We start from the raw sequence: 22,123 nt of genomic DNA on the forward strand, positions 1-22,123 counted from the left end.
AGCGGTGCCCGAGGCCTTCCCCTGCGTTAACATTCCGCGCTTCTATTGCCCCAGTCCCTTTCCGGGCATGGGATATCGGAGACAATGGCGGTCAAGCGGAACAGGATCAATATCGAGGTTACACCCTCGACCGGACCGGAAACGGACCGGAATGATCGCGCACGCAAAGACGCTGCCGTGATGTCACTGGCTCGCCTGATTGGTCGCCAGATCGCCCGCGAGCAATTTGAGCGCAAGCTGGCAGCGGAGCGCAAACCACAACGCCACCCACGCTGCTGACCTGCAAATTCCTTTGCATTTATACGTGTAACACGCATTATATAGGCAGACCTATTTTCCTGGAGTCTGCGATGCCAACCACAACCTCCCTCGAATTTCAGCGCAAGTTCGGACACTATCTGAACGAGTCTCACCGTGAGCCGGTAGAGATCACGCGACATGGACGGCGCGAGTTTGTGCTGATGTCGGCCGCCCAATATGACGAGCTGCTGGCAGCGGCGAAGCGCAGCGGCAAGGCCGTCGAAGCCGCCTCCGAACCTAAACGGAATTAAGATACCTCCCCCGACACGGAGCTTGAAAGGACTGCCGATATGACCCGCGTTGCGCTTTATGCCCGATATTCCTCCGACAATCAGCGCGAAGCGTCGATCGAGGACCAACTCCGTATCTGCCGCGAACAGGCGAAGCGCGAGAAGTGGAAGATCGTCGGAACCTACAAGGATGCGGGCATCTCCGGCGCGAGCATGATCCTCCGCCCCGGCATCCAGGCGCTCCTGCAGGACGCACAGGCAGGACAGTTCGACATCGTGCTGGCAGAAGCGCTCGATCGCATCAGTCGTGACCAGGCTGACGTCGCCACCTTCTACAAGCACCTCAAGTTCGCCGGCGTTCCGATTGTCACGCTATCCGAGGGCGAGATCAGCGAGCTTCATGTCGGCCTCAAGGGCACGATGAACGCGCTGTTCCTGAAAGACCTTGCCGCCAAAACCCATCGCGGCATCCGTGGCCGCGTCGAGGACGGCAAGTCAGGCGGCGGACTGTGCTTTGGCTACAATGTCGTCAAGCAGCTTGACGCGCGCGGCGATCCCATTCGCGGCGACCGGGAAATCAACGAAGCCGAAGCGAATGTTGTCCGGCGCATTTTCCGCGAGTTCGCCGCCGGCGTGGGTCCACGCACAATCGCCCGCACATTGAACGAGGAAGGGGTCCCCGGTCCGGCTGGCAAGCTCTGGAGCGACACCACGATCCGTGGCCATGTGAAGCGCGGCACGGGGCTGGTGAATAATGAACTCTATATCGGTCGTCTGATCTGGAACCGGCTTCGCTACATCAAAGATCCATCGACCGGAAAGCGCGTCTCACGCCTGAACCCGGAATCGGAATGGATCATCAAAGACGTGCCGGAGCTGCGCATCGTCAATGACGAACTCTGGCATTCGGTCCGTGTCCGGCAGGGCGAGATCGCCGAGAAGTTTGCCAACGTCACCGAAGCCGTGCGCAAGCACCACAAAAAGAACCGCCTGAACGGCACACGTCGGCCGAAGTCCCTTCTGTCCGGCCTGGTGTTCTGTGGCTGCTGCGGAGGCCCCTACTCGCTTCGCGGCGCTGATCGGTTTGCCTGCTCGAACCACATCAGCAAGGGCGCTTGTTCCAACAGCCGTACGATCCCGCGTGAGGAATTGGAAGCCCGCGTGCTTTGCGGCCTGAAGGACCGGATGATGGCGCCTGAGATCGTTGAGGAGGCGATGCGCGCCTATGCCGAGGAAACCAACCGGCTGAACCGGGAACGCCGCTCCAGCGGCGATGCCTGGAAAGCAGAACTGGTAAAGATCGAGAAGCAGATCCGCGGCATCATCGAGGCGATCAAGGCCGGCATGTTCCACGAGAGCATGAAGGCAGAGATGGACACGCTGGAGGCGCGCAAGACCGAACTGAACACTCTGCTGGCCGACGCGCCAGAGGACACGCCGGACATTCTGCCAAGCGCCTCGGCGATCTATGCGAAGAAGGTTTCTGCCCTGACGAAGGCGCTCAATCGCAAGGAAGAGCGGCAGGAAGCGGCAGAGACATTGCGCGGCCTGATCGAGAAGATTTCGCTGACTCCGGGGCCGGAACGCGGTGAGATTTACGCAACGCTGCACGGCGAACTGGGCACGATCCTCAACTGGACAGAGCAGCAAGCTATTGGAAAGGCTGCAAAAACAACAAAACCCGCAGCAGATGCTACGGGTTTGTCGTTATCAGTGGTTGCGGGGGCAGGATTTGAACCTGCGACCTTCAGGTTATGAGCCTGACGAGCTACCGGGCTGCTCCACCCCGCGTCAGAACCGAGAGTTTGCCGGCGAACCGGCTGTCGGCGAGGCGTATGTAGCAATCCCCGCTCCCGATGGAAAGGCCACGGAGCATTATTTGTGGCCGGGCACCCCTGCCCTGTGGACGACGCATGTCTACGCGCCCTCCGCGATTGCCTGAAATTCCTTTATTCGCAATAGGCTGAACGGAAAGGACAGGCTTCAGCCGTGGAGCCAGTAAGCGCCGGCCATGAGCACGATTTCGCCCACCACCACCCCGGCGAACACCGAACGGCGCACCAGAAGGAAGCCGGCGACGCCCGCCACCACCGAGCCGAGGCGCAGCATAAGCGGTATCTCGGCCAGCGCCCCGGTGGGCGCGAAGAGGAGCCGCGCCACCACGGCGGCCAGAAGCGCGGTCGCCACCGCCCGCACCCAGTGGAAGACGGCGCTGCCCTCCTCCACCCGGCGGCCCGCGATGACGGCAAGGGTGCGCCACACCTCCGTCGGCAGGAAGCCGAGGAGGATCACCAGCAGCAGGGCCGCGCCTTCGCTCATCGGCGCGATCATCGCCGCCGCTCCAGCAGGCGACCGGCTATGAAAGCCAGCGTGCCGCCGCCGATGCCGGCAATCATCAGATCAAGCCCGCCCGCAAGGTTCAGCGTCAGCGGCATCAGGATGAAGCCCGCGGCGAGGGCCAGCCAGTCCGTCGGCAGCGTTGCGTTGCGCACCATCAGCACGGTGAAAGATAATGGCGTGAGCCCGCCAGCGCCTTTCGGCAGATCGCCGGAAGGAAGCAACCCGCGTGCGCGTTGAACGCCACCGTGCGGCGCTGAAATCGATCTGGACGCCCCAGCCGGTGGACCTAGACCGACTGCGATGCGAGATGCAGGCGCTTCGCTTGTGGCTGGCACAGGACGGCAGGCCGCAGCGGAAATTGCGCAAGCGGGCAAAAGAGATCGGCGCCGCGCGCGCCCTCTACGCCGCGCACCTTGCGGAGACCGGGAAGGCTCCGACGCACCGGGAAATGGCCGAAGCCATGGCCGCACGAACCGGGAAGCCTTGGACCGTCCGGCAAGGCCAAACCGCGCTCGAATGGCTGAAGGCGTTGGAGGAAGCCGGAGTGTGGGGAGCGTTACAGGATTTCACCGGTTAGGCTAACCGGTGAACCTAGCCGGGAGGGTATTTCCATTGAATCACAGTCGGTTAGCCACAAGCCGGAGGATGCTTCGGGTTCTAACCGGTGAAATTCTGTAACGCGTTTCTCAAGTATATAAAGACTCTTTAGATTCTAAGATTCTTCTAGATTCCTGGACAGCGTTACAAAAATTCACCGGTTAGAACTCTCCGGCTTCCGATGCACCTGCGGCGAACCCTAGGGACTTCCGGCCCGCTTAAGTCAATTTTGATTTAAACTTCAAAAACTTGACTATAGTTTCGACTCATGAAAGGTTCACCCGGCATCCAACGAGGGAACCCATGCGCACTTATCTTGACGACCGGACGTATTCCGAACTGATCTATGCCCTCCTTCACCTGAAGCCCACGCACTTCTCCGGCCGCGTTGACTACAGCGACGTAGCCATGGCCCTTGGCGAAGTCGCGGATATTTGGCCCAAGTGCATCCTGCCGCACGAAATCCGCGCCCATTGGGAGGACGAGAACCCGCCCCCGGCTTGTGGTCAGAGGTGGAGTGACAGCGTGAAGAGCACTCCCGAGGTGGTGTGACTGACACGTTACTGACTGTCAGTAGCGCCGTGACTGACAGTCAGTAACGCCCCCTTTCGACCGTCAGTAACGCCGTGACTGACAGCGTTACTGACGCGTGACTGATTTTTTTCGCTTTAGCCCAGCGCCCAACCCCTCGCTCGCTATTCATATCGCATGAACGCGCCGCGACCCTGCGGCGCGAGGGGGAGCCCTCCATGGTTGTGAGTGTCGAGCACCAGCGAGCCAAAGCGCGCGAGCGGCAGGCCCGGCGCCGTGCGCGGCTCTCCGACGAACAGCGCCGCGCCGAATGGCGAGCGTACCAAGCTGCGCACCGCGCTCGCCGGAAGCTCTCCCCGACTGAACAGATCGAGGACACCATGTCCCTCACGCACGCCCACCTACCGCCCCCGCCTCCCCTTCCCGACGATGAGATCGGCCTTCTCTTGGCCGACCTCGACAACGAAGAGTCTCCGGCCGAACCGGAAGCCGATGCCCAAGTATCGGAGCCCGACGAACACGACCTGATCGCCGGCCTCGAATCCATCGTAGCGGACGCACTCGCCGAACAGCGCGCCGTCAGGCTCGACACCTTCGACGCCAAGGCAGAGAAGGAACGGGTACAATCTGAAGTAAATGTTTTTATGGACATGCTCGGATAGGATGAAAAACTGCCTATAGAAATGAGCAGAATCCTATTGAAAGCCATGTTTCTGTGTGAATGATAGGGAGCCTCACTAATCATGAGGCAAAGGCAATGTGCATCAATCGACTTCCGCCAGTATCTCAACTGGAACAGTGCTCGCCCTTAAATCGGATCTTAATTCTGGACTGTTGGGAGCGCGAACTTCAGGACGAACGCGCCGGCATTATTGACGGCACCGTATGTCCGTCTGGAAAGACCAGCAGGCGATCCTTGCTCAAGAGCAACCGCGCGCGCGCCGCCCGGCTTGCGCGCCTGCGGAGCCATTTTTCTCCGCCCCTTCCGGCTCCTCCCATTTCCGACGACGAACTCGATCGGATGGCGGCATTCCTCGACATGCCGACGAAACCGATCGTTCGCGTCAGGGCGCCGTCGCGGGTGGCCGCATGACTGGCCCCATGCTCAAGACCGCCAAGGGCACCAGCTATACCTTGGAAGGTAAGGAACCTCACGACATGGTGCGCGTCCACACCGAGCACGGTACCCGGTGTACCGGACGCGGAGGCCTCCCGGCCGACATGGTGGCGGACAGTCTGGCCGCCGCTCTGAAACGGGAACAAGGAAAGTAGCGTTCCCAGCACCCACAAGGCGGCACCTCACCAGTGCCGCCTTTTTTCGTGCATTCAATTCACGCCCGCCAATGTATAATTCGCCGATCTTTAACAAAGGGGACAGCGATGGCAGTATCTGGAACCCACATTTCCTATGGACGAGTAAAGGCAGTTTCCCCCGGCGTCGCTCTAATGGGCGCCCCCGACTGGACCGAGACGATGGCCACCCCGGGAACGACTGCCAAGGCGGCGACGCTCGACACCACGGCCGACTGCTACCTGATCCAGCCGACCTCAGACATCTTCGCCGCCATCGGCCCGTCGCCGAACGCGGCTGTCGATCCTCGGATGCTGATTAGGGCTGGCGAGGCCGTGACCATCCCGTGCGCCAAAGGGGACAAGGTGGCTTGGGTGCTGGCCTGACATAGGACGCTCGCGACCATTACGGCGGCACCCTCACCCGGTGCCGCCCTTTGCAGCTTGAATATGTTCTTTTTTTGTTCTCATTCTCACCCATGGTCGAGAGCCCGAACATTCACACCCTTATTATGTTGAATGTCCCGCTATGCGCCGCGTGCGAGGACTGCGGCCATCGCACGCTCCTTTCCGGCCACCAACTTGCCAGCCGGCGCCTACTCCGAGGCAAAATGACCGCCATTAGCTCCCTGCGCCTCCGCTGCGGCGAGTGCGGGAGCCGGCGCATTCAGAAGGTGATTCCCCGCGACATGGCAGAGGCTGCACGATTCGTCGGCGGCGCGGAGACCGATCGTCAGTAAACATAATGCCCTGCAACCTGTGGATGACGGTGATGCCGCCAAACCGAAGGGGGCTAGCGGAATTCCATGAATTAGTCGCAAGAATTCAACAACCGTAGAGCTTTGAAGCCGAAGCGTCGCCGGGCAGCCGTTGGAGCAAGGCGAAATGGCCCACCGAGGACGGACGTCCTCGTAACCCTAGCCGTGCTCCCTTTCCGTGAGTATTCTTCAGACGTCAGAGCGAATCTTACTTCGACAGCAGGCGCCCGGAAGACCGCAAGGTCTCACAATAAGACCAACCCACTCCGGCCGGGCGCCGGAGCCTCGGAAGACCCGAGGTAAACTGTAGAGGATGATTCCTATGACGAAATGCAAGTTCCCGAAGTCGGTTCGCGTCCGCCGCCACTGGCGCCGCGATCACCACGGCGAGTGGCGACCGATTCAGGAGCACTGTCGCGGACTGCCCCGTCGCTGACGGTAACAGTCCGCTGAGTGAGGCAGAGCTAGGATCGCGATTGCCATCCTGACCTAGCGCTTGCCACCTAGGGCGCCGATGGAAGTCGGCGCCCTTTCTTTTGACACCCGACGGAACGGCCTGAAGCTGTCAACCGACGCTAGACAGAATCCGCTGACGCCTGAGTGTTCGTCAAAATATGCGCGTACGCATATCTCTACACAAGCCGCCTGTTGCGATAATCGCAACTGACGCCGTCAGGTGTCGTTCTAATGAGACACCGTCCCCAGATATTCACACGCATCGCGACTGTGATTTCCCGGAATTCTTCCCCGAATTCGTCCCGGAATTTTCCACGAACCCACAATAAGTTATTGAAATTAAATGATTTTATTTTCTGGTGCGGACGGCGGGACTCGAACCCGCACGCCTTGCGGCGCAAGATTTTAAGTCTCGTGCGTCTACCGGTTTCGCCACGTCCGCGGGGCCGGGCGCACGACCCGGCGGACGTGTCTTAGAGCATGTTTCGCGGCGGGAGTGTACCTCCTCGCCGCGCGTCGCGACGCCGGCTCAGCGCCGGCCGGTGCGTTCGGCCTCGAGACGCCAGCACAGGATGGCGCCCATCATCAGGCCGCCGATGAGGCTGAGGTGCTCGACCACCACATGGAACTCGAACAGCCGCTGCTCGCCCTGCATGGTCCAGAAGGGGTGGGCGATGGGGATGGTGAGCGCGGTGAACACCGCCAGCATGCCGAAGCCGAGCCAGGCCATGCGGTTGGCGATGACCATGGCCGAGCCGGCCAGCAGCACCACGATGGCGAGCGGCACGAACACCACGGCCGGCTTCACGCCGAAGAATTCGAACAGCGTCAACGCGCCACCGAAGTTGAACAATTTGTCCAGGCCGGCGCCCCAGAAGATGAAGGTGAGCAGCGCACGGGCGAAGATGCCGAATGCGGGGCTCGACAACAGGGCGGCGATGGGACGTGGGGTCAAGATGGCACCTGTGGGCAGTTGAGACGGCGCGCGCCTGATAGCCGGCGGCCGGCACCCGCGCGCCTGCCTCTCTTGCCGCCCGCTCTCTGAACGGCAGCTGAACCGATGTGCGCCACCCGCCGGCGCGCCGTCCTCAGGAGGCGTCGGCGGCAACCGGGGTGATGGCGACGGATTCGCCGCAGCCGCAGGAGGACGTCTGGTTGGGATTGTTGAAGACGAACTGGGACGACACCCTGTCCGTCTTGAAATCCATCTCGGTGCCGATCAGGAAGAGCACCGCCTTGGAATCCACCACAACCTTCACGCCCTTGTCCTCGACCACCGAATCGAGCGGTGCCACCTCGGTGGTGAAGTCGAGCTTGTAGGACATGCCGGCGCACCCGCCGTTCTCGATGCCCACGCGCACGGCGGTCCCCGGCTCGGCATCGGCGAGAATCTCGCGCAGGCGCTCGGCGGCGACATCGGTGATGCGGATCACCGGCGGCAGGCTGCGCCGGGCGGGGCGGACGGGGGGCGTTTCAGTAACACTCATGGCAAACCTCCAGACCCTGCCGGTTCAAGGTCGGCGGGCCAGCCTCCTACAAATGGTGGATGATCGCGGCAGGAGCAAGTCTCAGGATGCATCCGGGATGCCGCCCCCCTGCAAGGATGGCCGTGAGCCTGGTGAGCCGGTATTTTGCAACCATGACACCGCAACCATGACATGGGGAATTTCCGCGATTTCTCTTTTTCGCAGCGACGGTCAAGATATAGGTCTCGACACGGCGGCCTGACGCCGGCTCGAGGGGGCAGACGAAGCATGAGGGCGAAACCGGCCAGCAGGCGGTTCCGCGCGGCGACCGCGATCATGGCGGTTGCCGCGATGTGGAGCCGTGCGGCCGAAGCCCAGCCGGCCATCGCCACCGGCAGTTTCGGCAGCGCGCCGACGCTCAAGACCACCCTCATTGCCCTCGTGGTCGCCGCCGCCATTGGCGCCGCAGCCTTCATGGCCGCGCGACTGGTCGCCCGGCGAAACGCGGCGAGCGACGCGGCCGCAGGCCCGTTCAGCGCGAACGGCACGGCACATGCGCTGCCGGTGCCCACGGGCGCCGGAGGCGCCATGCGCGCCGTGCTCCTGCTGCTCGGGCTCGGCGCCATTCTTCTCGTGGTGACCGTGCTCGTCTACCAGGCCAGCGTGCAATCGGCGATCACCGATACGCGGCGCCTCCTCGCCACCCTCGCCGAGGTTCAGGTGCGCAGCCTCGCCCAGGAGCGCCAGCGGCTGGAGACGGGAGCGCTGGCGTTGGGATCGAGCCGCTTCCTCGCCGACGATGTGGCCGGCTGGCACGCCGAGCCGTCCTCCGAACGGCGTGAGCGCCTGCGCCTTCTGCTCGGCGACAGCGCGCGGGCCTTCGGCTTCGTCGGTGCCGAGCTGTGGACCAACAAGGGCGCCTTCGTGATGTCGTCCGGCCCGGAGCCCGGCCGGCCCGACATGGCGGAGATGGTGCGGCAGGTGGCGGCCACAGGCCAGTTGGCGGAGGCCCCCCCGCCCCGCGATTCCGGCCGCGCCGGCGGCTTCGCCTTCCTGGTGAACGTGCCGGTGCGCAACGCCGCGAACGAGCCTTGCTGCGTGCTGCTCCTGCAATCGCCGGCGCGGCCCGATGCCCACCCCATGCTCTCGGCGGTGTTCCGCACCGCCCGCACGGCTGAAGCGCTGCTGGTGGGGCCGGATCCGCGCGGCGGCGTGCGCGTCACCACGGCGGTCTCGCGCGATCAGGCGGCGCCGATGCCCCGGACATTCGCCGCCGACCCCTTCAGCTTCGCGGCCGGCACCGGCAACGCGGTCGGTGCCGGGACGGGCACCGATCCGTCCGGCCGCGCCGTTCTGGCGGTGCGCGTACCGATTCCCGGCGAACAGTCCGCGCTGGTCCTCAAGGTGGATCGCGACGAGATCCTCGGCGGGGCCCGCACCTCGGCCTTCTTCTCGGCGGCGCTCGCCTGCGCGCTGCTTCTGCTGGCGGTGGCGGTGGGGCGTGGGCTCCTGCAGAAAACCCGGATGCGCGATGCGGCGCGCGAGCTCACCGCCGCCCGCGCGGTGGGCGAGGCCGAGGCGCGCTTCCGCGCCGCCTTCGACCAGGCCGCCACCGGCATCCTCCACCTCGACCTCGACGGCACCATCCTGCGCGCCAACGACAAGGCCTGCCGCATGCTGGGCCGGCCGGCGGACGCGCTTGCGGGCTTGAGCCTGTGGCAGCTGCGGGAGGCGACCCACGCAGCCAAGGGTGCCGACGTGATCCGCCCCCTCCTCGACGGACGGGCCGCCGAGATCGAGACCGAGGAAAGCGTGGTGCGCCCGGACGGCTCGGCGATCTGGCTTGGCTTCACCTTCTCGCTGGTCCGCAATGCGGATGGCGCGGCGGACCACCTGCTGCTGGTCGCGCAGGACATCTCCGCCCGGCGCGCCGCCGAGGCGGCCCTGCGCGAGAGCGAGGAGCGCTTCGGCCTCGCGGTGAAGGGCTCGGACCAGGGCGTCTGGGATCTCGACGTCCGCACCGGCCGGCTCTACCTGTCGCAGCGGGCGCGGGAGATGCTCGGCGTCGGCCCCGATGAAGCGGTGGACGTGCGGCGTCCGTGGCACGAGATGCTGCACGCCGACGACCGGCGCAAGGTGGCGGCCGCGTGGAAGGCCTTCCTCAGGGGCGGGTCGCCGACCCTGGAACTCGACATCCGCCTGCGCCGGCCGGACGGCGCCTATCACGATTTCCGCTGGCATGGTCTCGCCGCCCGCGATGCCGCCGGCGCCATCAGCCGGACGGTGGGTCTTCTCGCCGACATCACCGGCTCCAAGCAGACCGAGCGCCACCTCCGGCTCGCGGCGGCCGTGTTCGCCAATTCCCACGACGGGCTGGTGGTGACGAACCTCAGGTCCGAGGTATCCGCCGTCAATCCCGCCTTCTCGCGCATCACCGGCTACGCCGAGGAGGAGATCCTCGGCCAGAACATGCGCCTGCTCCATTCCGGCCGGCACGACCGCGACTTCTACCGGGCCCTGTGGAGCGAGCTGACCACCGCCGGCGTCTGGCGGGGCGAGATCTGGAATCGCCGCAAGAATGGGGAAATCTTCCTCCAGCAGCTCAACATCACCACGGTCTATGACGAGAGCGGCGCGGCGCAGAACTTTGTGGGCGCCTTCCAGGACATCACCCAGAGCAAGCATTCGGAATTCGAGCTGGACCGGCTCGCCCATTACGATCCGCTGACCGACCTGCCGAACCGCACGCTCATCGCCTCGCTGCTCGACCTCGCCCTGAGCCGGCCGGGATCGCGCTGCGCCGTGCTGTTCTTGGACCTCGACCGCTTCAAGACCGTCAACGACAGCCTCGGCCACATGGCCGGCGACGCGGTGCTGCAGATGGCCGCCCGGCGTATCCAGGACGGGCTGGAGAGCGGCGCCACCCTCGGCCGGCACGGCGGCGACGAATTCGTCATCATCCTGGAGGGCATCGCCGGGCCGGAGGACGCCGCCACCGTCGCCAACCGGATCATCCAGGAGATGGGCCGGCCCTTCGCCATGCCAGGGGGCGGCGAAATCTATCTCGGCGCCAGCGTCGGCATCAGCCTGTTCCCCGAGGACGCGGACACCCCGGCGACCCTGCTCCAGCACGCGGATTCGGCGCTCGCGGAAGCCAAGTCCCACGGCCGCGGCGGCTATGCCTTCTACACCCAGGCACTCACCCGCGGCGCCCGCGTGCGCATGGAGATGGAGGCGGACCTGCGCCGCGCCCTCGCCCGCGAGGAATTCGTCCTGAACTTTCAGCCGGTGGTGAACCTCGCCACTGGCCGCATCGCCGGCACCGAGGCGCTGGTGCGCTGGCAGAGTCCCACCCATGGCCTCGTCACCCCCAACCGCTTCATTCCCCTCGCCGAGGAAACCGGCCTGATCGAGCCGCTGGGCAATTGGGTGATGGAGGCCGCCTGCCGTCAGATGGCCGAATGGCTGGACAAGGGCGCCGACCTCGACTTCATCGCGGTGAACCTGTCACCGCGCCAGTTCCAGCGCGGCGCCCTGTGCGAGTTCGTGGACGACGTGCTGCGCCGCACCGGCCTGCCGCCGCACAAGCTGGAGGTGGAGATTACCGAAAACCTTCTGTTCGATGCGCGCGCCGCGGCGGAGCGCAAGCTGCGCCAGCTGAAGGAGACCGGCGTGCGCATCGCCCTCGACGATTTCGGCACCGGCTATTCCTCGCTCGCCTACCTCAAGCGTTTCCCCATCTCCAAGCTGAAGATCGACCGCAGCTTCGTGCGCGACCTGCCGCGCACGGCAGACGCGGAGATCGCCACCGCCATCATCTCCATCGCCCGGGCGCTCGGCTTCTCGGTGGTGGCGGAAGGCATCGAGGATCCGCGCCAGCACGACTTCCTGAAAGCGCGGGGCTGCGACTTCGGCCAGGGTCACCTGTTCAGCCGCGCGGTGTCCGGGGAGCGCCTGCTGCGCCTCGCGCTCAGCGGCCCTCTGGCGCCGGTGCCGACACCCGGCGCGCCCCGCGGCCCGGCGCCCCGGACCAATACGCCGGGCAGCACCTCCCTGCACTGAGGAGACGCTGCTATTCCCCGACCTTGAAGGGCATCGGGATATCTTCCAGCGAGATGATGCCGCTGGTCATGAGGTAGATGATGCCGGCCGTGACGACGAGCGCGATCAGGCTGGTGGCGATCACCTTGTAGAGCATCAGCGGACGCACCGGCGCGCCGGGATCGGTCCCGGGGACGACGTCCGCGCTCTCCGCCTGGGAGCGCACGCCCCACGGCAGCACGGCGAACAGGCTCACCCACCACACGATGAAATAGATGGCGACGACGGCACCGACCGACACGGCGTCTTCCTTGATTGGCGGCGCCAGGGTCCCGGCGCCGCGAAGGGAATTTCATGCCATCGGCCCCGGTCTGCGACCGGCGCCGCGCGGGCCGTTCCTCAGGCCTGCTCCAGTTCCACCAGCGTGCCGTTGAAGTCCTTGGGGTGAAGGAACAGCACCGGCTTGCCGTGGGCGCCGATCTTCGGCTCGCCCGAGCCGAGCACGCGGGCACCGCTGGCCTTGAGCTGGTCGCGGGCGACGATGATGTCGTCGACCTCGTAGCACAGGTGGTGGATGCCGCCGTCCGGATTGCGCTCGAGGAACTTGGCGATCGGCGAATCCGCGCCGAGGGGCTCCAGGAACTCGATCTTGGTGTTGGGCAGGGTCACGAACACCGTGGTCACCCCATGCTCCACCTGCGGCACGGCGGCGGAGACCTCCGCGCCCAGGGTGTCGCGATAGAGCGCCGAGGCGGCCGCGATGTCGCGCACCGCGATGGCCACGTGATTGAGCCGTCCGATCATGTTTCCCCTCCGGTTCGTCACCGATCCATAGCGCAAGGCGCGGCACGGAGAAATACGGCCATTGGGCGGCCTCGGCTCAGCACGCGGCGAGGCGATCACCGCGCAGGCTGTTTGGGCGTGCTCCGCTCAGGCGCCGCGCGGGCTTGGTCCGGAGGTTGCACCTCCGGACAGGCTCACACCTCAAGCACGTGGACGTGGCAGACCGGCTTCTTGCCCCAGGCCGCGTTGACGGCCGAGCGCACCGCCCGCTCCAGGCTCTCGGCCAGCGCCTCGGGATCGCGGCGGCGGGCCTTGGGAAGGTTGTCGAGGGTGGCGACCACCGTGTCGAGCACGTGATCGAGCATGTCCAAACCGCCCTCCCCGCGCTCCGGCACGCCGGTGATCTCCACGGAAGGATCGCCCGCGAGGCCGCCCTGCTTGTTCACCGCCACGGCGATGGAGATGGCGCCCACATAGCTGAGCTTGCGCCGCTCGGGGATGGCGCGCGCCCCCTCGGCCAGCAGCAGGCGACCGTCCTTGTAGAGGCGGCCGAAGGGCACGTCGTCCACCCGCTCGGCCGGGCCGGGGGCGAGGCGGATGACGTTGCCGTCATAGCAATTCACCACCTCCGGCACGCCCATGCGGCGGGCGAGCAGCGCGTGCTCGTGCAGGTGCAGCGCCTCGCCATGCACCGGGATCGCCACCTCAGGGCGGATCATGCGGTACATCTCCTCCAGTTCGCCCCGCCGGGGATGACCGGAGACGTGGACGAGGGCGGTGCGATCGGTGATGACCTCCACCCCGCGCTTGATGAGCGCGTTGACGATGTGGTTCACCACCTTCTCGTTGCCGGGAATGGTGCGCGAGGAAAACACCACCTGGTCGCCCGGCGACAGCGCGATCTCGGGATGATCATCGTCGGCGATGCGGCGCAGCGCGGCGCGCGGCTCGCCCTGGCTGCCGGTGAGGATGGCCACCACGCGCTCGCGCGGCAGGTATCCATAGGCATCCGCGCCCCGGAAGGCGGGAATGCCGTCCAGCAGCCCCTGCTCACGGGCGACGCCGACGACGCGCTCCAGCGCCCGGCCCACCAGCACCACCTCGCGCCCGTTGGCATAAGCTGCCTCGGCGATGCCGCGGATGCGGGCCACGTTGGAGGAGAAGGTGGTGAAGGCGATGCGGTGCTTCGCCTTGGCGACGATGGCCTTCAGCGAGGCTCCCACATCCGCCTCGGACGGGGAGATGCCGTCGCGGATGGCATTGGTGGAATCGCAGATGATGGCGCGCACGCCCTCGTCGCCCAGCGCCTTCAGCCGAGCAATGTCGGTGGCCTCGCCGACGAGGGGCGTCGGGTCGAGCTTCCAGTCGCCCGTATGGACCACCAGACCCGCCTTGGTGCGGATGGCGAGGGCGTGGCTGTCCGGGATGGAGTGCGACACCGGCACGAATTCGACGCTGAACGGCCCGATCTGTACCGGCTGGCGCGCGCGCACGACCTCGATGGGCAGTTCGGAGGGCGCGCCCGGCTCGCCGGCCCGCTTCGCTTCCAGAAGGCCGGCAGTGAAGCGGGTGGTGTAGATGGGGCACTTCAGGCGCGGCCATAGGTCCAGCACCGCGCCGATATGGTCCTCATGACCATGGGTCAGCACGAGGCCGGCGATCCTCTTGCGCTCGGTTTCGAGGAAGCGGATGTCGGGCAGCACGAGGTCCACGCCCGGCGCCTCCTCCCCCGCGAAGCTCATGCCGAGATCGACCACGAGCCATTCCCGCGCCTTCTTCGGGCCGAAGCCATAGAGGCCGAGGTTCATTCCGATCTCGCCCACGCCGCCGAGGGGCGCGAAGACCAGTTCATCCGTGGGTGCCATCAGGGGGTCACTTCCAAACGCGGCGCCCGGCGCGCCGGCGCGAGCGCGTGCCGGCGAGCGCGTGACGCGCCAAACAGAAACAGCCCCGCGACGCGAGGCTCAGGAAAAGGCGGGCGGTCGTATGATGGGGTCCCGCCCCCGCAATGCAAGCCTTCCGGGCCCGGCCGCGACGATCAGTCGGGCTTGCCGAGGGAGACATCGCCCGCGGTGATGATCTCGGCCACGCCGTCCCGACGCCGCAGCATCATGGCGCCGCGGGTGTCGATATTCTCGAAACGCCCGACCACCTCGCGCTCGCCGATCTTCACGCTTACCTGGTCACCCATGCCAAGCGCATGACGCATCCAGTCCGAGCGGATGGCGGGGAAGCCGGCGCCGGCGTTCCACTGGTTGAGGCGGACCGCCATGGCCAGGTCGAGGGCCTCCAGCATCCGGTCGGGCGCGGTGGGCGCGCCGAGGGCTTCGAGGCTGGTCGCCTTGTAGGGCAGGTCCTCGGGATGGTGCAGGCAGTTGACGCCGAAGCCGATCACCGCCGCCGGGCGGCCGTTCGGGTCGGTGCCGCCCTCCACCAGAATGCCGGCCACCTTGCCGCCATCGATCAGAAGGTCGTTCGGCCATTTGAGCTTCATCTGCTCGGCCGCGATCTGCGGCGCGGCGGAGACGACCGCATCCCGCAGCGCGAGGCCGGCGACGAAACACAGCTGGGCGAGATTCGCCACCGGCGCCGGATTGGGCAGCACCAAAGTGGCGAAGAGATTGCCCAGCTCGGACGTCCACGGCCGGCCGCGGCGTCCCCGCCCGGCCGTCTGGATGTCAGACACCAGCCAGACCGGGAAGGTCTCGCCGCGCTGCAGGCGCGCCATCCCCTCGGCGTTGGTGGAGCCGATCTGGGTGAAGCGGACGATGGGAACCGTGGAACCCTGGAATTCGTAATGAGCCATCGTCTCAGAAGAGCGAACGGGCAGCGGCACTCGCAGCCTCAATGAGAGGAGCGGGATAGACGAAATAGAAGATCGTGAAAAGGCCGCTCACCCCCAGAACCGCCTTCAGCTCGGTCGGCATGGGGTCGAAGGCGTCCACCGGCTCGTCGAAATACATGATCTTGACGACCCGCAGGTAATAGAAGGCGCCCACCACCGACGCGAGCACGCCCACCACGGCGAGGCCGTAGAGGCCGGCCTGGATGGCGGCGACGAACACGTAATATTTGGCGAGGAAGCCCGCGAGCGGCGGGATGCCGGCCAGCGAGAACATCAGCGCGCCCAGCATCAGCGCCATCAGCGGATTGCGGCGGGCAAGACCGGCGAGGTCTTCCACCGTCTCCACGGCCTGGCCCTTGCGGCGCATGGTGAGCACGCAGGCGAAGGTGCCGAGCGTCATCATCAGATAGATCGCCATGTAGACCAGCACGCCGCGCACCCCCTCGGTGGTGCCGGCGGCGAGGCCGACGAGGGCGAAGCCCATGTGGCCAATGGACGAATAGGCGAGCAGTCGCTTGATGTTGCGCTGGCCGATGGCGGCGAAGGCACCGAGCACCATGGAGGCGAGCGAGACGAAGGCGACGATCTGCTGCCACTGGTGGGAGACGTGGGGGAAGGCCTCGATGAGCACGCGCACGAAGATGGCCATGCCGGCGACCTTCGGGGCGGAGGCGAAGAAGGCGGTGACCGGGGTGGGCGCGCCTTCATAGACATCCGGCGTCCACATGTGGAACGGCACGGCCGACACCTTGAAGCACAGGCCCGCCACCAGGAACACGAGGCCGAAGATGAGGCCGATGCTCGGCTCCTTCGCCACGGCGGCGATCTGCAGGAAGTTCACCGAGCCGGTGAAGCCGTAGATCAGCGAGGCCCCGTAGAGCAGCATGCCCGAGGAGAGCGCGCCGAGGACGAAATACTTGAGGCCCGCCTCGGTGGAGCGCACCGAGTCGCGATTGATGGCGGCCACCACGTAGAGCGAGAGGCTCATCAGTTCGAGGCCGAGATAGAGGGCGATGAGGTCGCCGGCCGAGACCAGCATGAACATGCCGAGCGTGGCGATCACCACCAGCACCGCATATTCGAACTTCGCCTGCTTCTCCCGGGCCTGCCAGTCCACCGACATGATGAGGGAGACCAGCGCGCCGATGGAGACCAGCACCTTCATGAAGCGGCCGAAGGCGTCGATCACCAGCGAGCCGTTGAAGGCGGAGACTTCGGTGCCCGGCTGCAGCAGCACCAGCACGCCCGCCGCGGCGAGCACCGCGATGGCAAGCCCGGTGACCAGATTGGCCGAGCCCTCCCCGCGGAACGCGCCGATGAGGATCAGCACGATGGCCGAGACGGCGAGCACCAGTTCCGGCAGGACCGCGCCGAGGGGAGGCAGGAGCTGCGACATGAGGCGTCCTCGAAAATCAGAAGCTCAGCAGCAGGGCGGTCTTCACCGCGCCCGCCACGGAATCGGTGCGCGCGACGACCGCGTTCACCGCATGGGATGTCATGTTGAGGATGGGCGCGGGCCACACGCCGAACAGGATGGTGAGGATCACCAGCGGGACCATGATGACGATCTCGCGGGGCGAGAGGTCGGCCATGGACTTCAGCTTCTCCTTCTCCAGCGGGCCAAACACCACGCGCCAGTAGAGCCAGAGCGCGTAGGCCGCCGAGAAGATGACGCCGGTGGCCGCGAAGAAGGCGACCCAGGTGTTGCGCTCGAAGGCGGCGAGCATGGTGAGGAATTCGCCGACGAAGCCCGAGGTGCCCGGCAGGCCCACGTTCGCCATGGTGAACACCATCAGCACCGTCGCGTAGAGCGGCATGCGCTTCACGAGGCCGCCATAGGCGGCGATCTCGCGGGTGTGCAGCCGGTCGTAGATCACGCCGACGCACAGGAACAGCGCGCCCGAGACGAAGCCGTGGGAGATCATGAGGAACATGGCGCCCTGCAGGCCCTGCTCGTTCATGGCGAAGATGCCCATCGTCACGAAGCCCATGTGGGCGATGGACGAATAGGCGATCAGCTTCTTGATGTCCTCCTGCACCAGCGCGACGAGCGAGGTGTAGATGATGGCCACCACCGACAGGGTGAACACCATAGGCGCGAAATAATGGCTCGCCTCCGGGAACATGGGCAGCGAGAAGCGCAGGAAGCCGTAGCCGCCCATCTTCAGCAGCACGCCCGCCAGGATGACAGAGCCGGCGGTGGGCGCCTCCACGTGGGCGTCGGGCAGCCAGGTGTGCACCGGCCACATGGGCATCTTCACCGCGAAGGAGGCGAAGAAGGCGAGCCAGAGCCAGAACTGCATGCCCGACGGGAAGCCGAACTGCATCAGGGTGGGCACGTCCGTCGTGCCGGCCTTCCAGTACATGGCCATGATGGCGAGCATCATCAGCACCGAGCCGGCCAGCGTGTAGAGGAAGAACTTGAAGGCCGCGTAGATGCGGCGCGGCCCGCCCCACACGCCGATGATGAGGAACATCGGGATGAGGCCGCCCTCGAAGAAGAAGTAGAAGAGGACAAGGTCGAGGGCCGTGAAGGTGCCGAGCATCATGGTCTCGAGCACCAGGAAGGCGATCATGTATTCCTTCACGCGCTTATGCACGCTCTCCCAGGAGGCGAGGATGCAGAAGGGCATGAGGAAGGTGGTGAGGATGACGAAGGGCAGCGAGATGCCGTCCACGCCCATGTGATAGGACGCGAGATCGCCGAGCCACGCCTTCTTTTCCACGAACTGGAAACCGGGCGCCGAAGCGTCGAAGCCCGGCAGCAGCAGCAGCGACACCAGGAAGGTGACGAGCGTGGTCCACAGCGCCACCCAGCGGGCGTTGCGCGCGGACACCTCGTCGTCGCCCCGCACCACGAAGATGAAGAGCGCCCCGACCAAAGGCAGGAAGGTGACGACGGAGAGGATGGGCCAGTCGGTCATCGTCACACTCCGGCGAACATGAACCAGGTGATGAGGGCCGCGACGCCGATCAGCATCACGAAGGCGTAATGGTAGAGGTAGCCGGTCTGCAACCGCACCACCCCGCGGGTGATGTCGAGCACGCGGGCGGAGACGCCATCCGGGCCCAGCCCGTCGATGATGGTGCCGTCACCGCGCTTCCACAGGGTGCGGCCGAGCCAGAGCGTCGGACGCACAAAGAGGAAGTTGTAGATCTCGTCGAAGTACCACTTGTTCAGCAGGAACTGGTACAGCGCGTCCTGCGACTTCGCGAGCTGCGCCGGCACCTTCGGGTTCACGATGTAGAACCAGATGGCGAACAGCGAGCCCACCACCATCATCACCGTGGGAGCGAAGGCCGCCCAGCCGGGGATGTCGTGCATGGCGTGCAGGATATGGTTCTCCGCGCCCATGAAGATGGAGTGGCGGAAGAAGTGCTCCACGCCCTCGCCCACGAAGATGTTCTTGAAGGCGATGCCGGCGAACAGCGCGCCCAGCGAGAGCACGCCGAGCGGAATGGTCATCACCAGCGGGCTCTCGTGCGCGGCCTCATAATGATGATGGTCGTGCGGGTGACCCCAGAAGGTGAGGAAGATGAGACGCCACGAGTAGAAGGCGGTGAGCGCCGCGGCGATCACGGTCATCCAGTAGCCGTAGACGTGGAAATAGTTGTGGCTCGCATAGGCCGCCTCGATGATGGCGTCCTTGGAGTAATAGCCGGCGAGGAACGGGAAGCCGGTGATGGCCAGCGTGCCGATCACCATCGTCCAGTAGGTGAAGGGGATCTTCTTCCTCAGGCCGCCCATGTGCCGCATGTCCTGCTCATGGTGCATGGCGTGGATGACCGAGCCGGCACCGAGGAAGAGCAGCGCCTTGAAGAAGGCGTGCGTGAGCAGGTGGAACATTCCGATGGAATAGGCGCCCGCGCCCATGGCCACGAACATGTAGCCGAGCTGGGAGCAGGTGGAATAGGCGATCACCTTCTTGATGTCGTTCTGCACCAGGCCGACCGTGGCGGCGAAGAAGGCGGTGGTCGCGCCCACCAGCATCACCACGTTGAGCGCGGTCTGCGACAATTCGAAGATGGGCGACATGCGCGCCACCATGAACACGCCGGCCGTCACCATGGTGGCGGCGTGGATGAGGGCGGAGACCGGGGTCGGTCCTTCCATCGCGTCCGGCAGCCAGGTGTGCAGCAGGAACTGGGCCGACTTGCCGCACGCGCCGACGAACAGCAGCAGCGCGATGACGGTCGGCGCATCCCAATTGTGGCCGAGGAAGGAGATGGTCTTGCCCGCAAGGCCCGGGGCGGCGGCGAACACCTCCTCGAAGGCGATGGAGCCGGTCATCACGAAGATGGCGAAGATGCCCAGCATGAAGCCGAAGTCGCCCACGCGGTTCACCACGAAGGCCTTCATGGCCGCCGCGTTGGCCGAGGGCTTCTCGTACCAGAAGCCGATGAGCAGATAGGAGGCGAGGCCCACGCCCTCCCAGCCGAAGAACAGCTGGAGCAGGTTGTCCGCCGTCACCAGCATGAGCATGGCGAAGGTGAACAGCGACAGATAGGCGAAGAAGCGCGGCCGGCTCGGGTCCTCGTGCATGTAGCCGATGGAGTAGAGGTGGACGAGCGAGGACACGGTGGTGACGACGATCAGCATGATCACCGTCATGGTGTCGATGCGGAACGCCCAGTCGACCTTGAGGTCGCCCACGTAGATCCACTTCATCACCTGCACGCGGGTGTCGTGGTCGCCGAAGCCGACCGCGAAGAAGGCGATCCAGGCGAGCAGGCACGCGACGAACAGGAACGAGGTGGTCACCACCTCGCTGGCGCGGTCACCGATCTTCTTGCCGAACAGGCCGGCGATGAGGAAGCCGAGAAGGGGGAGGAAGACAATCGCCTGATACATGGCCTCAGCCCTTCATGGCGTTGATGTCCTCGACGGCGATCGAACCGCGGTTGCGGTAGAACACCACGAGGATGGCGAGGCCGATGGCCGCCTCGGCTGCGGCGACGGTGAGCACGAGCAGCGCGAACACCTGGCCCGTCAGATTCCCGAGGAAGGCGGAGAACGAGACGAGGTTGATGTTCACGGCGAGCAGGATCAGCTCCACCGACATAAGGATGACGATGACGTTCTTCCGGTTGAGGAAGATGCCGAGCGTCCCGAGCGTGAACAGGATCGCCGCGACGGTCAGATAGTGGGAGAGACCGATGTCCATGCCCATCCCCCTCAGAGGCCCTGGCCGGGACGCACCTTCACCACCTCGATGGTGGAGGAGCGCGTCACCTGAGCCGTGATGTTCTGCCGGCGCACGTTCACCTTGTGGCGCAGCGTGAGCACGATGGCGCCGATCATGGCGACGAGCAGCACGAAGCCGGCGGCCTGGAAGAAGTAGATGTAATCCGTGTAGAGCACGGCCGCGATGGCGCGCACGTTGCTCTCGGTGGCGATGCCGCCCGGCGCGGACTGGACCGCGGAGGCGACCCCCGGCCCGGTCGCCCAGGCGCCCACCACCAGCACCAGCTCGGCGAGGAAGATGAGGCCCACCACCACGCCAACCGGCAGGTACTGCAGGAAGCCCTGGCGCAGCTCCACGAAATCCACGTCGAGCATCATCACGACGAAGAGGAAGAGCACCGCCACCGCGCCCACATAGACCACCACCAGGATCAGCGCGAGGAACTCGGCGCCGATGAGGATGAAGAGGCCCGCCGCGTTCACGAACGCGAGGATGAGGAACAGAACCGACTGCACCGGGTTGCGGGAGGAGATCACCATGAAGGCGGACGCCACCAGCACGAAGGCGAAGAGATAGAAAAACGCTGCCGCGACGCTCATGCGCGTAGCCCCCCTGCCCGCGGCGCGCCAGCGCCGGTCATGTCCGGCCCCGCAAGGCGGCCGGCCCCTGTGATGTGCTGACGCATCCCGAAAACCCGACGCATCCCGAAAGTCCAATCTGTGGCGCCGCGCGTTGCCGCACGTCGCCGGTCCCGTTCCAGAAGACCGGCAGGATGCCGGCCGTGTTCGTCTCGCCGCTCAGCGGTAGGGCGCATCGAGTGCGATGGACCGCGCGATCTCGCGCTCCCACCGGTCGCCGTTCGCGAGCAGCTTTTCCTTGTCGTAGTAAAGTTCCTCGCGCGTCTCGGTGGCGAACTCGAAGTTCGGTCCCTCGACGATCGCATCCACCGGGCATGCCTCCTGGCAGAAGCCGCAATAGATGCACTTCACCATGTCGATGTCGTAACGCGTCGTGCGGCGCGTCCCGTCGTTGCGGCGCGGGCCGGCCTCGATGGTGATGGCCTGCGCCGGGCAGATGGCCTCGCACAGCTTGCAGGCGATGCAGCGCTCTTCCCCGTTGGGATAGCGGCGCAGGGCATGCTCGCCGCGGAAACGCGGCGAGAGCGGGCCCTTCTCGAAGGGATAGTTCAGCGTCGCCTTGGGCTTGAAGAAATAGCGCATGGCGAGGAAGAAGCCCGAGACGAGCTCCGTGAGAAAGATGGCGCGCGCGGCCTGATCGAGCTTCACAGGCGCTCTCCCCG

The 22,123-nt window shown here is 65.5% G+C and carries 23 protein-coding genes, 2 tRNA genes and 1 pseudogene; 9 read left to right on the forward strand and 17 right to left on the reverse strand.

From position 1 onward, the window contains the following. The first annotated feature begins 84 nt into the window (after positions 1–84). From J2126_RS01690 to J2126_RS25715, 3 genes and pseudogenes are all read left to right on the forward strand, one after another. Positions 85–279 (forward strand): hypothetical protein, encoded by a 195-nt coding sequence (locus J2126_RS01690; RefSeq protein WP_209483380.1) that lies wholly within the window; start codon positions 85–87, stop codon positions 277–279. Between the two features lie 71 nt (positions 280–350). After that, positions 351–551, forward strand: coding sequence for a type II toxin-antitoxin system prevent-host-death family antitoxin (locus J2126_RS01695; protein WP_209483382.1), 201 nt, complete (start codon positions 351–353; stop codon positions 549–551). A 39-nt stretch (positions 552–590) separates the two neighbouring features. Continuing rightward, positions 591–1,013: pseudogene (locus J2126_RS25715) on the forward strand (recombinase family protein); the annotation flags it as partial. A gap of 12 nt (positions 1,014–1,025) precedes the next feature. Here J2126_RS25715 and J2126_RS25720 read toward each other — a convergent pair. After that, the gene (locus tag J2126_RS25720; protein ID WP_348634207.1) at positions 1,026–1,256 is read right to left on the reverse strand and encodes a hypothetical protein; all 231 of its coding nucleotides are present in this window, start codon (positions 1,254–1,256) and stop codon (positions 1,026–1,028) included. On the opposite strand from J2126_RS25720, the gene J2126_RS01700 reads away from it, so the two are divergent. Then, entirely contained in the window at positions 1,164–2,288 is a 1,125-nt protein-coding gene (locus tag J2126_RS01700; protein ID WP_348634386.1) for a recombinase family protein, read from the forward strand. The two genes, J2126_RS25720 and J2126_RS01700, sit on opposite strands and share 93 nt — an antisense overlap. On the opposite strand, the gene J2126_RS01705 is transcribed toward J2126_RS01700, so the two are convergent. From J2126_RS01705 to J2126_RS01715, 3 genes are all read right to left on the reverse strand, one after another. Continuing rightward, positions 2,245–2,321: transfer RNA gene (locus J2126_RS01705), tRNA-Met, on the reverse strand. The two genes, J2126_RS01700 and J2126_RS01705, sit on opposite strands and share 44 nt — an antisense overlap. Positions 2,322–2,513: 192 nt before the next feature. Further along, positions 2,514–2,861: an AzlD domain-containing protein gene (locus tag J2126_RS01710; protein ID WP_209483384.1), complete on the reverse strand. Its 348-nt coding sequence runs from the start codon at positions 2,859–2,861 to the stop codon at positions 2,514–2,516. Then, the gene (locus J2126_RS01715) at positions 2,858–3,091 is read right to left on the reverse strand and encodes a hypothetical protein (RefSeq protein ID WP_209483385.1); all 234 of its coding nucleotides are present in this window, start codon (positions 3,089–3,091) and stop codon (positions 2,858–2,860) included. Before J2126_RS01715 ends, J2126_RS01710 begins: the two co-directional genes overlap by 4 nt. Before the next feature lie 5 nt (positions 3,092–3,096). Here J2126_RS01715 and J2126_RS01720 point away from each other — a divergent pair, with 5 nt between their 5' ends. The 4 genes from J2126_RS01720 (at position 3,097) to J2126_RS01735 (ending at position 5,675) form a co-directional block, all read left to right on the forward strand. Beyond that, a complete protein-coding gene (locus tag J2126_RS01720; RefSeq protein ID WP_209483387.1) occupies positions 3,097–3,447 on the forward strand; it encodes a hypothetical protein in 351 nt (116 codons plus the stop codon). A 323-nt stretch (positions 3,448–3,770) separates the two neighbouring features. Continuing rightward, complete coding sequence (locus tag J2126_RS01725) at positions 3,771–4,019, forward strand: hypothetical protein (protein WP_209483390.1); 249 nt, start codon at positions 3,771–3,773, stop codon at positions 4,017–4,019. A gap of 197 nt (positions 4,020–4,216) precedes the next feature. After that, a complete protein-coding gene (locus tag J2126_RS01730) occupies positions 4,217–4,660 on the forward strand; it encodes a hypothetical protein (RefSeq protein WP_209483392.1) in 444 nt (147 codons plus the stop codon). Between the two features lie 784 nt (positions 4,661–5,444). Continuing rightward, complete coding sequence (locus tag J2126_RS01735) at positions 5,445–5,675, forward strand: hypothetical protein (protein ID WP_209483394.1); 231 nt, start codon at positions 5,445–5,447, stop codon at positions 5,673–5,675. Between the two features lie 1,184 nt (positions 5,676–6,859). On the opposite strand, the gene J2126_RS01740 is transcribed toward J2126_RS01735, so the two are convergent. From J2126_RS01740 to J2126_RS01750, 3 genes are all read right to left on the reverse strand, one after another. Continuing rightward, a tRNA-Leu gene (locus J2126_RS01740) sits at positions 6,860–6,944 on the reverse strand. Positions 6,945–7,031: 87 nt separating this feature from the next. Further along, entirely contained in the window at positions 7,032–7,457 is a 426-nt protein-coding gene (locus tag J2126_RS01745) for a DoxX family protein (RefSeq protein ID WP_209483396.1), read from the reverse strand. A 133-nt stretch (positions 7,458–7,590) separates the two neighbouring features. After that, the gene (locus J2126_RS01750) at positions 7,591–7,989 is read right to left on the reverse strand and encodes a HesB/IscA family protein (RefSeq protein WP_209483398.1); all 399 of its coding nucleotides are present in this window, start codon (positions 7,987–7,989) and stop codon (positions 7,591–7,593) included. 315 nt (positions 7,990–8,304) lie between these two features. Between J2126_RS01750 and J2126_RS01755 the strand changes: the two genes are divergently transcribed. Next, positions 8,305–12,030, forward strand: coding sequence for a sensor domain-containing protein (locus J2126_RS01755; RefSeq protein ID WP_209483399.1), 3,726 nt, complete (start codon positions 8,305–8,307; stop codon positions 12,028–12,030). 10 nt (positions 12,031–12,040) lie between these two features. Here the strand turns inward: J2126_RS01755 and J2126_RS01760 are convergent, their stop codons facing one another. The 10 genes from J2126_RS01760 to nuoI all read right to left on the reverse strand — a co-directional run bounded on the left by J2126_RS01760 (position 12,041) and on the right by nuoI (position 22,109). Next, positions 12,041–12,310: a DUF1467 family protein gene (locus J2126_RS01760; RefSeq protein ID WP_209483401.1), complete on the reverse strand. Its 270-nt coding sequence runs from the start codon at positions 12,308–12,310 to the stop codon at positions 12,041–12,043. Between the two features lie 98 nt (positions 12,311–12,408). Continuing rightward, the gene (gene mce, locus J2126_RS01765; protein WP_209483403.1) at positions 12,409–12,813 is read right to left on the reverse strand and encodes a methylmalonyl-CoA epimerase; all 405 of its coding nucleotides are present in this window, start codon (positions 12,811–12,813) and stop codon (positions 12,409–12,411) included. A 173-nt stretch (positions 12,814–12,986) separates the two neighbouring features. Then, on the reverse strand, positions 12,987–14,657 hold the full coding sequence (locus tag J2126_RS01770) for a ribonuclease J (RefSeq protein WP_209483405.1): 1,671 nt from the start codon (positions 14,655–14,657) through the stop codon (positions 12,987–12,989). A gap of 173 nt (positions 14,658–14,830) precedes the next feature. After that, positions 14,831–15,598 (reverse strand): biotin--[acetyl-CoA-carboxylase] ligase, encoded by a 768-nt coding sequence (locus J2126_RS01775; RefSeq protein WP_209483407.1) that lies wholly within the window; start codon positions 15,596–15,598, stop codon positions 14,831–14,833. 4 nt (positions 15,599–15,602) lie between these two features. Beyond that, complete coding sequence (gene nuoN / locus J2126_RS01780; RefSeq protein ID WP_209483410.1) at positions 15,603–17,033, reverse strand: NADH-quinone oxidoreductase subunit NuoN; 1,431 nt, start codon at positions 17,031–17,033, stop codon at positions 15,603–15,605. A 16-nt stretch (positions 17,034–17,049) separates the two neighbouring features. Next, the gene (locus tag J2126_RS01785) at positions 17,050–18,561 is read right to left on the reverse strand and encodes an NADH-quinone oxidoreductase subunit M (protein ID WP_209483412.1); all 1,512 of its coding nucleotides are present in this window, start codon (positions 18,559–18,561) and stop codon (positions 17,050–17,052) included. Positions 18,562–18,563: 2 nt separating this feature from the next. Further along, positions 18,564–20,489 carry an NADH-quinone oxidoreductase subunit L gene (nuoL, locus tag J2126_RS01790; protein WP_209483414.1) on the reverse strand — a complete coding sequence of 642 codons (1,926 nt, stop codon included), beginning with the start codon at positions 20,487–20,489 and terminating at the stop codon, positions 18,564–18,566. Positions 20,490–20,493: 4 nt separating this feature from the next. Continuing rightward, positions 20,494–20,802: an NADH-quinone oxidoreductase subunit NuoK gene (nuoK, locus tag J2126_RS01795; protein ID WP_024278575.1), complete on the reverse strand. Its 309-nt coding sequence runs from the start codon at positions 20,800–20,802 to the stop codon at positions 20,494–20,496. Between the two features lie 11 nt (positions 20,803–20,813). Beyond that, a complete protein-coding gene (locus tag J2126_RS01800; RefSeq protein WP_209483416.1) occupies positions 20,814–21,422 on the reverse strand; it encodes an NADH-quinone oxidoreductase subunit J in 609 nt (202 codons plus the stop codon). Between the two features lie 198 nt (positions 21,423–21,620). Further along, positions 21,621–22,109 (reverse strand): NADH-quinone oxidoreductase subunit NuoI, encoded by a 489-nt coding sequence (gene nuoI, locus J2126_RS01805; protein WP_024278573.1) that lies wholly within the window; start codon positions 22,107–22,109, stop codon positions 21,621–21,623. Positions 22,110–22,123: the final 14 nt, after the last annotated feature.

The sequence above is a fragment of the Xanthobacter flavus genome (genome assembly GCF_017875275.1).
Lineage (GTDB): Bacteria > Pseudomonadota > Alphaproteobacteria > Rhizobiales > Xanthobacteraceae > Xanthobacter > Xanthobacter flavus_A.

Bases quoted from the DNA above. Each gene is read 5' to 3' on its own strand.
- J2126_RS01730 (WP_209483392.1), top strand. From the start codon at position 4,217: ATGGTTGTGAGTGTCGAGCACCAGCGAGCCAAAGCGCGCGAGCGGCAG.
- J2126_RS01690 (WP_209483380.1), top strand. From the start codon at position 85: ATGGCGGTCAAGCGGAACAGGATCAATATCGAGGTTACACCCTCGACC.
- J2126_RS25720 (WP_348634207.1), bottom strand. From the start codon at position 1,256: ATGGCCACGGATCGTGGTGTCGCTCCAGAGCTTGCCAGCCGGACCGGG.
- J2126_RS01770 (WP_209483405.1), bottom strand. From the start codon at position 14,657: ATGGCACCCACGGATGAACTGGTCTTCGCGCCCCTCGGCGGCGTGGGC.
- J2126_RS01775 (WP_209483407.1), bottom strand. From the start codon at position 15,598: ATGGCTCATTACGAATTCCAGGGTTCCACGGTTCCCATCGTCCGCTTC.
- J2126_RS01725 (WP_209483390.1), top strand. From the start codon at position 3,771: ATGCGCACTTATCTTGACGACCGGACGTATTCCGAACTGATCTATGCC.
- J2126_RS01695 (WP_209483382.1), top strand. From the start codon at position 351: ATGCCAACCACAACCTCCCTCGAATTTCAGCGCAAGTTCGGACACTAT.
- J2126_RS01785 (WP_209483412.1), bottom strand. From the start codon at position 18,561: ATGACCGACTGGCCCATCCTCTCCGTCGTCACCTTCCTGCCTTTGGTC.
- J2126_RS01735 (WP_209483394.1), top strand. From the start codon at position 5,445: ATGGGCGCCCCCGACTGGACCGAGACGATGGCCACCCCGGGAACGACT.
- mce (WP_209483403.1), bottom strand. From the start codon at position 12,813: ATGATCGGACGGCTCAATCACGTGGCCATCGCGGTGCGCGACATCGCG.
- nuoK (WP_024278575.1), bottom strand. From the start codon at position 20,802: ATGGACATCGGTCTCTCCCACTATCTGACCGTCGCGGCGATCCTGTTC.
- J2126_RS01710 (WP_209483384.1), bottom strand. From the start codon at position 2,861: ATGATCGCGCCGATGAGCGAAGGCGCGGCCCTGCTGCTGGTGATCCTC.
- J2126_RS01800 (WP_209483416.1), bottom strand. From the start codon at position 21,422: ATGAGCGTCGCGGCAGCGTTTTTCTATCTCTTCGCCTTCGTGCTGGTG.
- J2126_RS01750 (WP_209483398.1), bottom strand. From the start codon at position 7,989: ATGAGTGTTACTGAAACGCCCCCCGTCCGCCCCGCCCGGCGCAGCCTG.
- nuoL (WP_209483414.1), bottom strand. From the start codon at position 20,489: ATGTATCAGGCGATTGTCTTCCTCCCCCTTCTCGGCTTCCTCATCGCC.
- J2126_RS01755 (WP_209483399.1), top strand. From the start codon at position 8,305: ATGGCGGTTGCCGCGATGTGGAGCCGTGCGGCCGAAGCCCAGCCGGCC.
- nuoN (WP_209483410.1), bottom strand. From the start codon at position 17,033: ATGTCGCAGCTCCTGCCTCCCCTCGGCGCGGTCCTGCCGGAACTGGTG.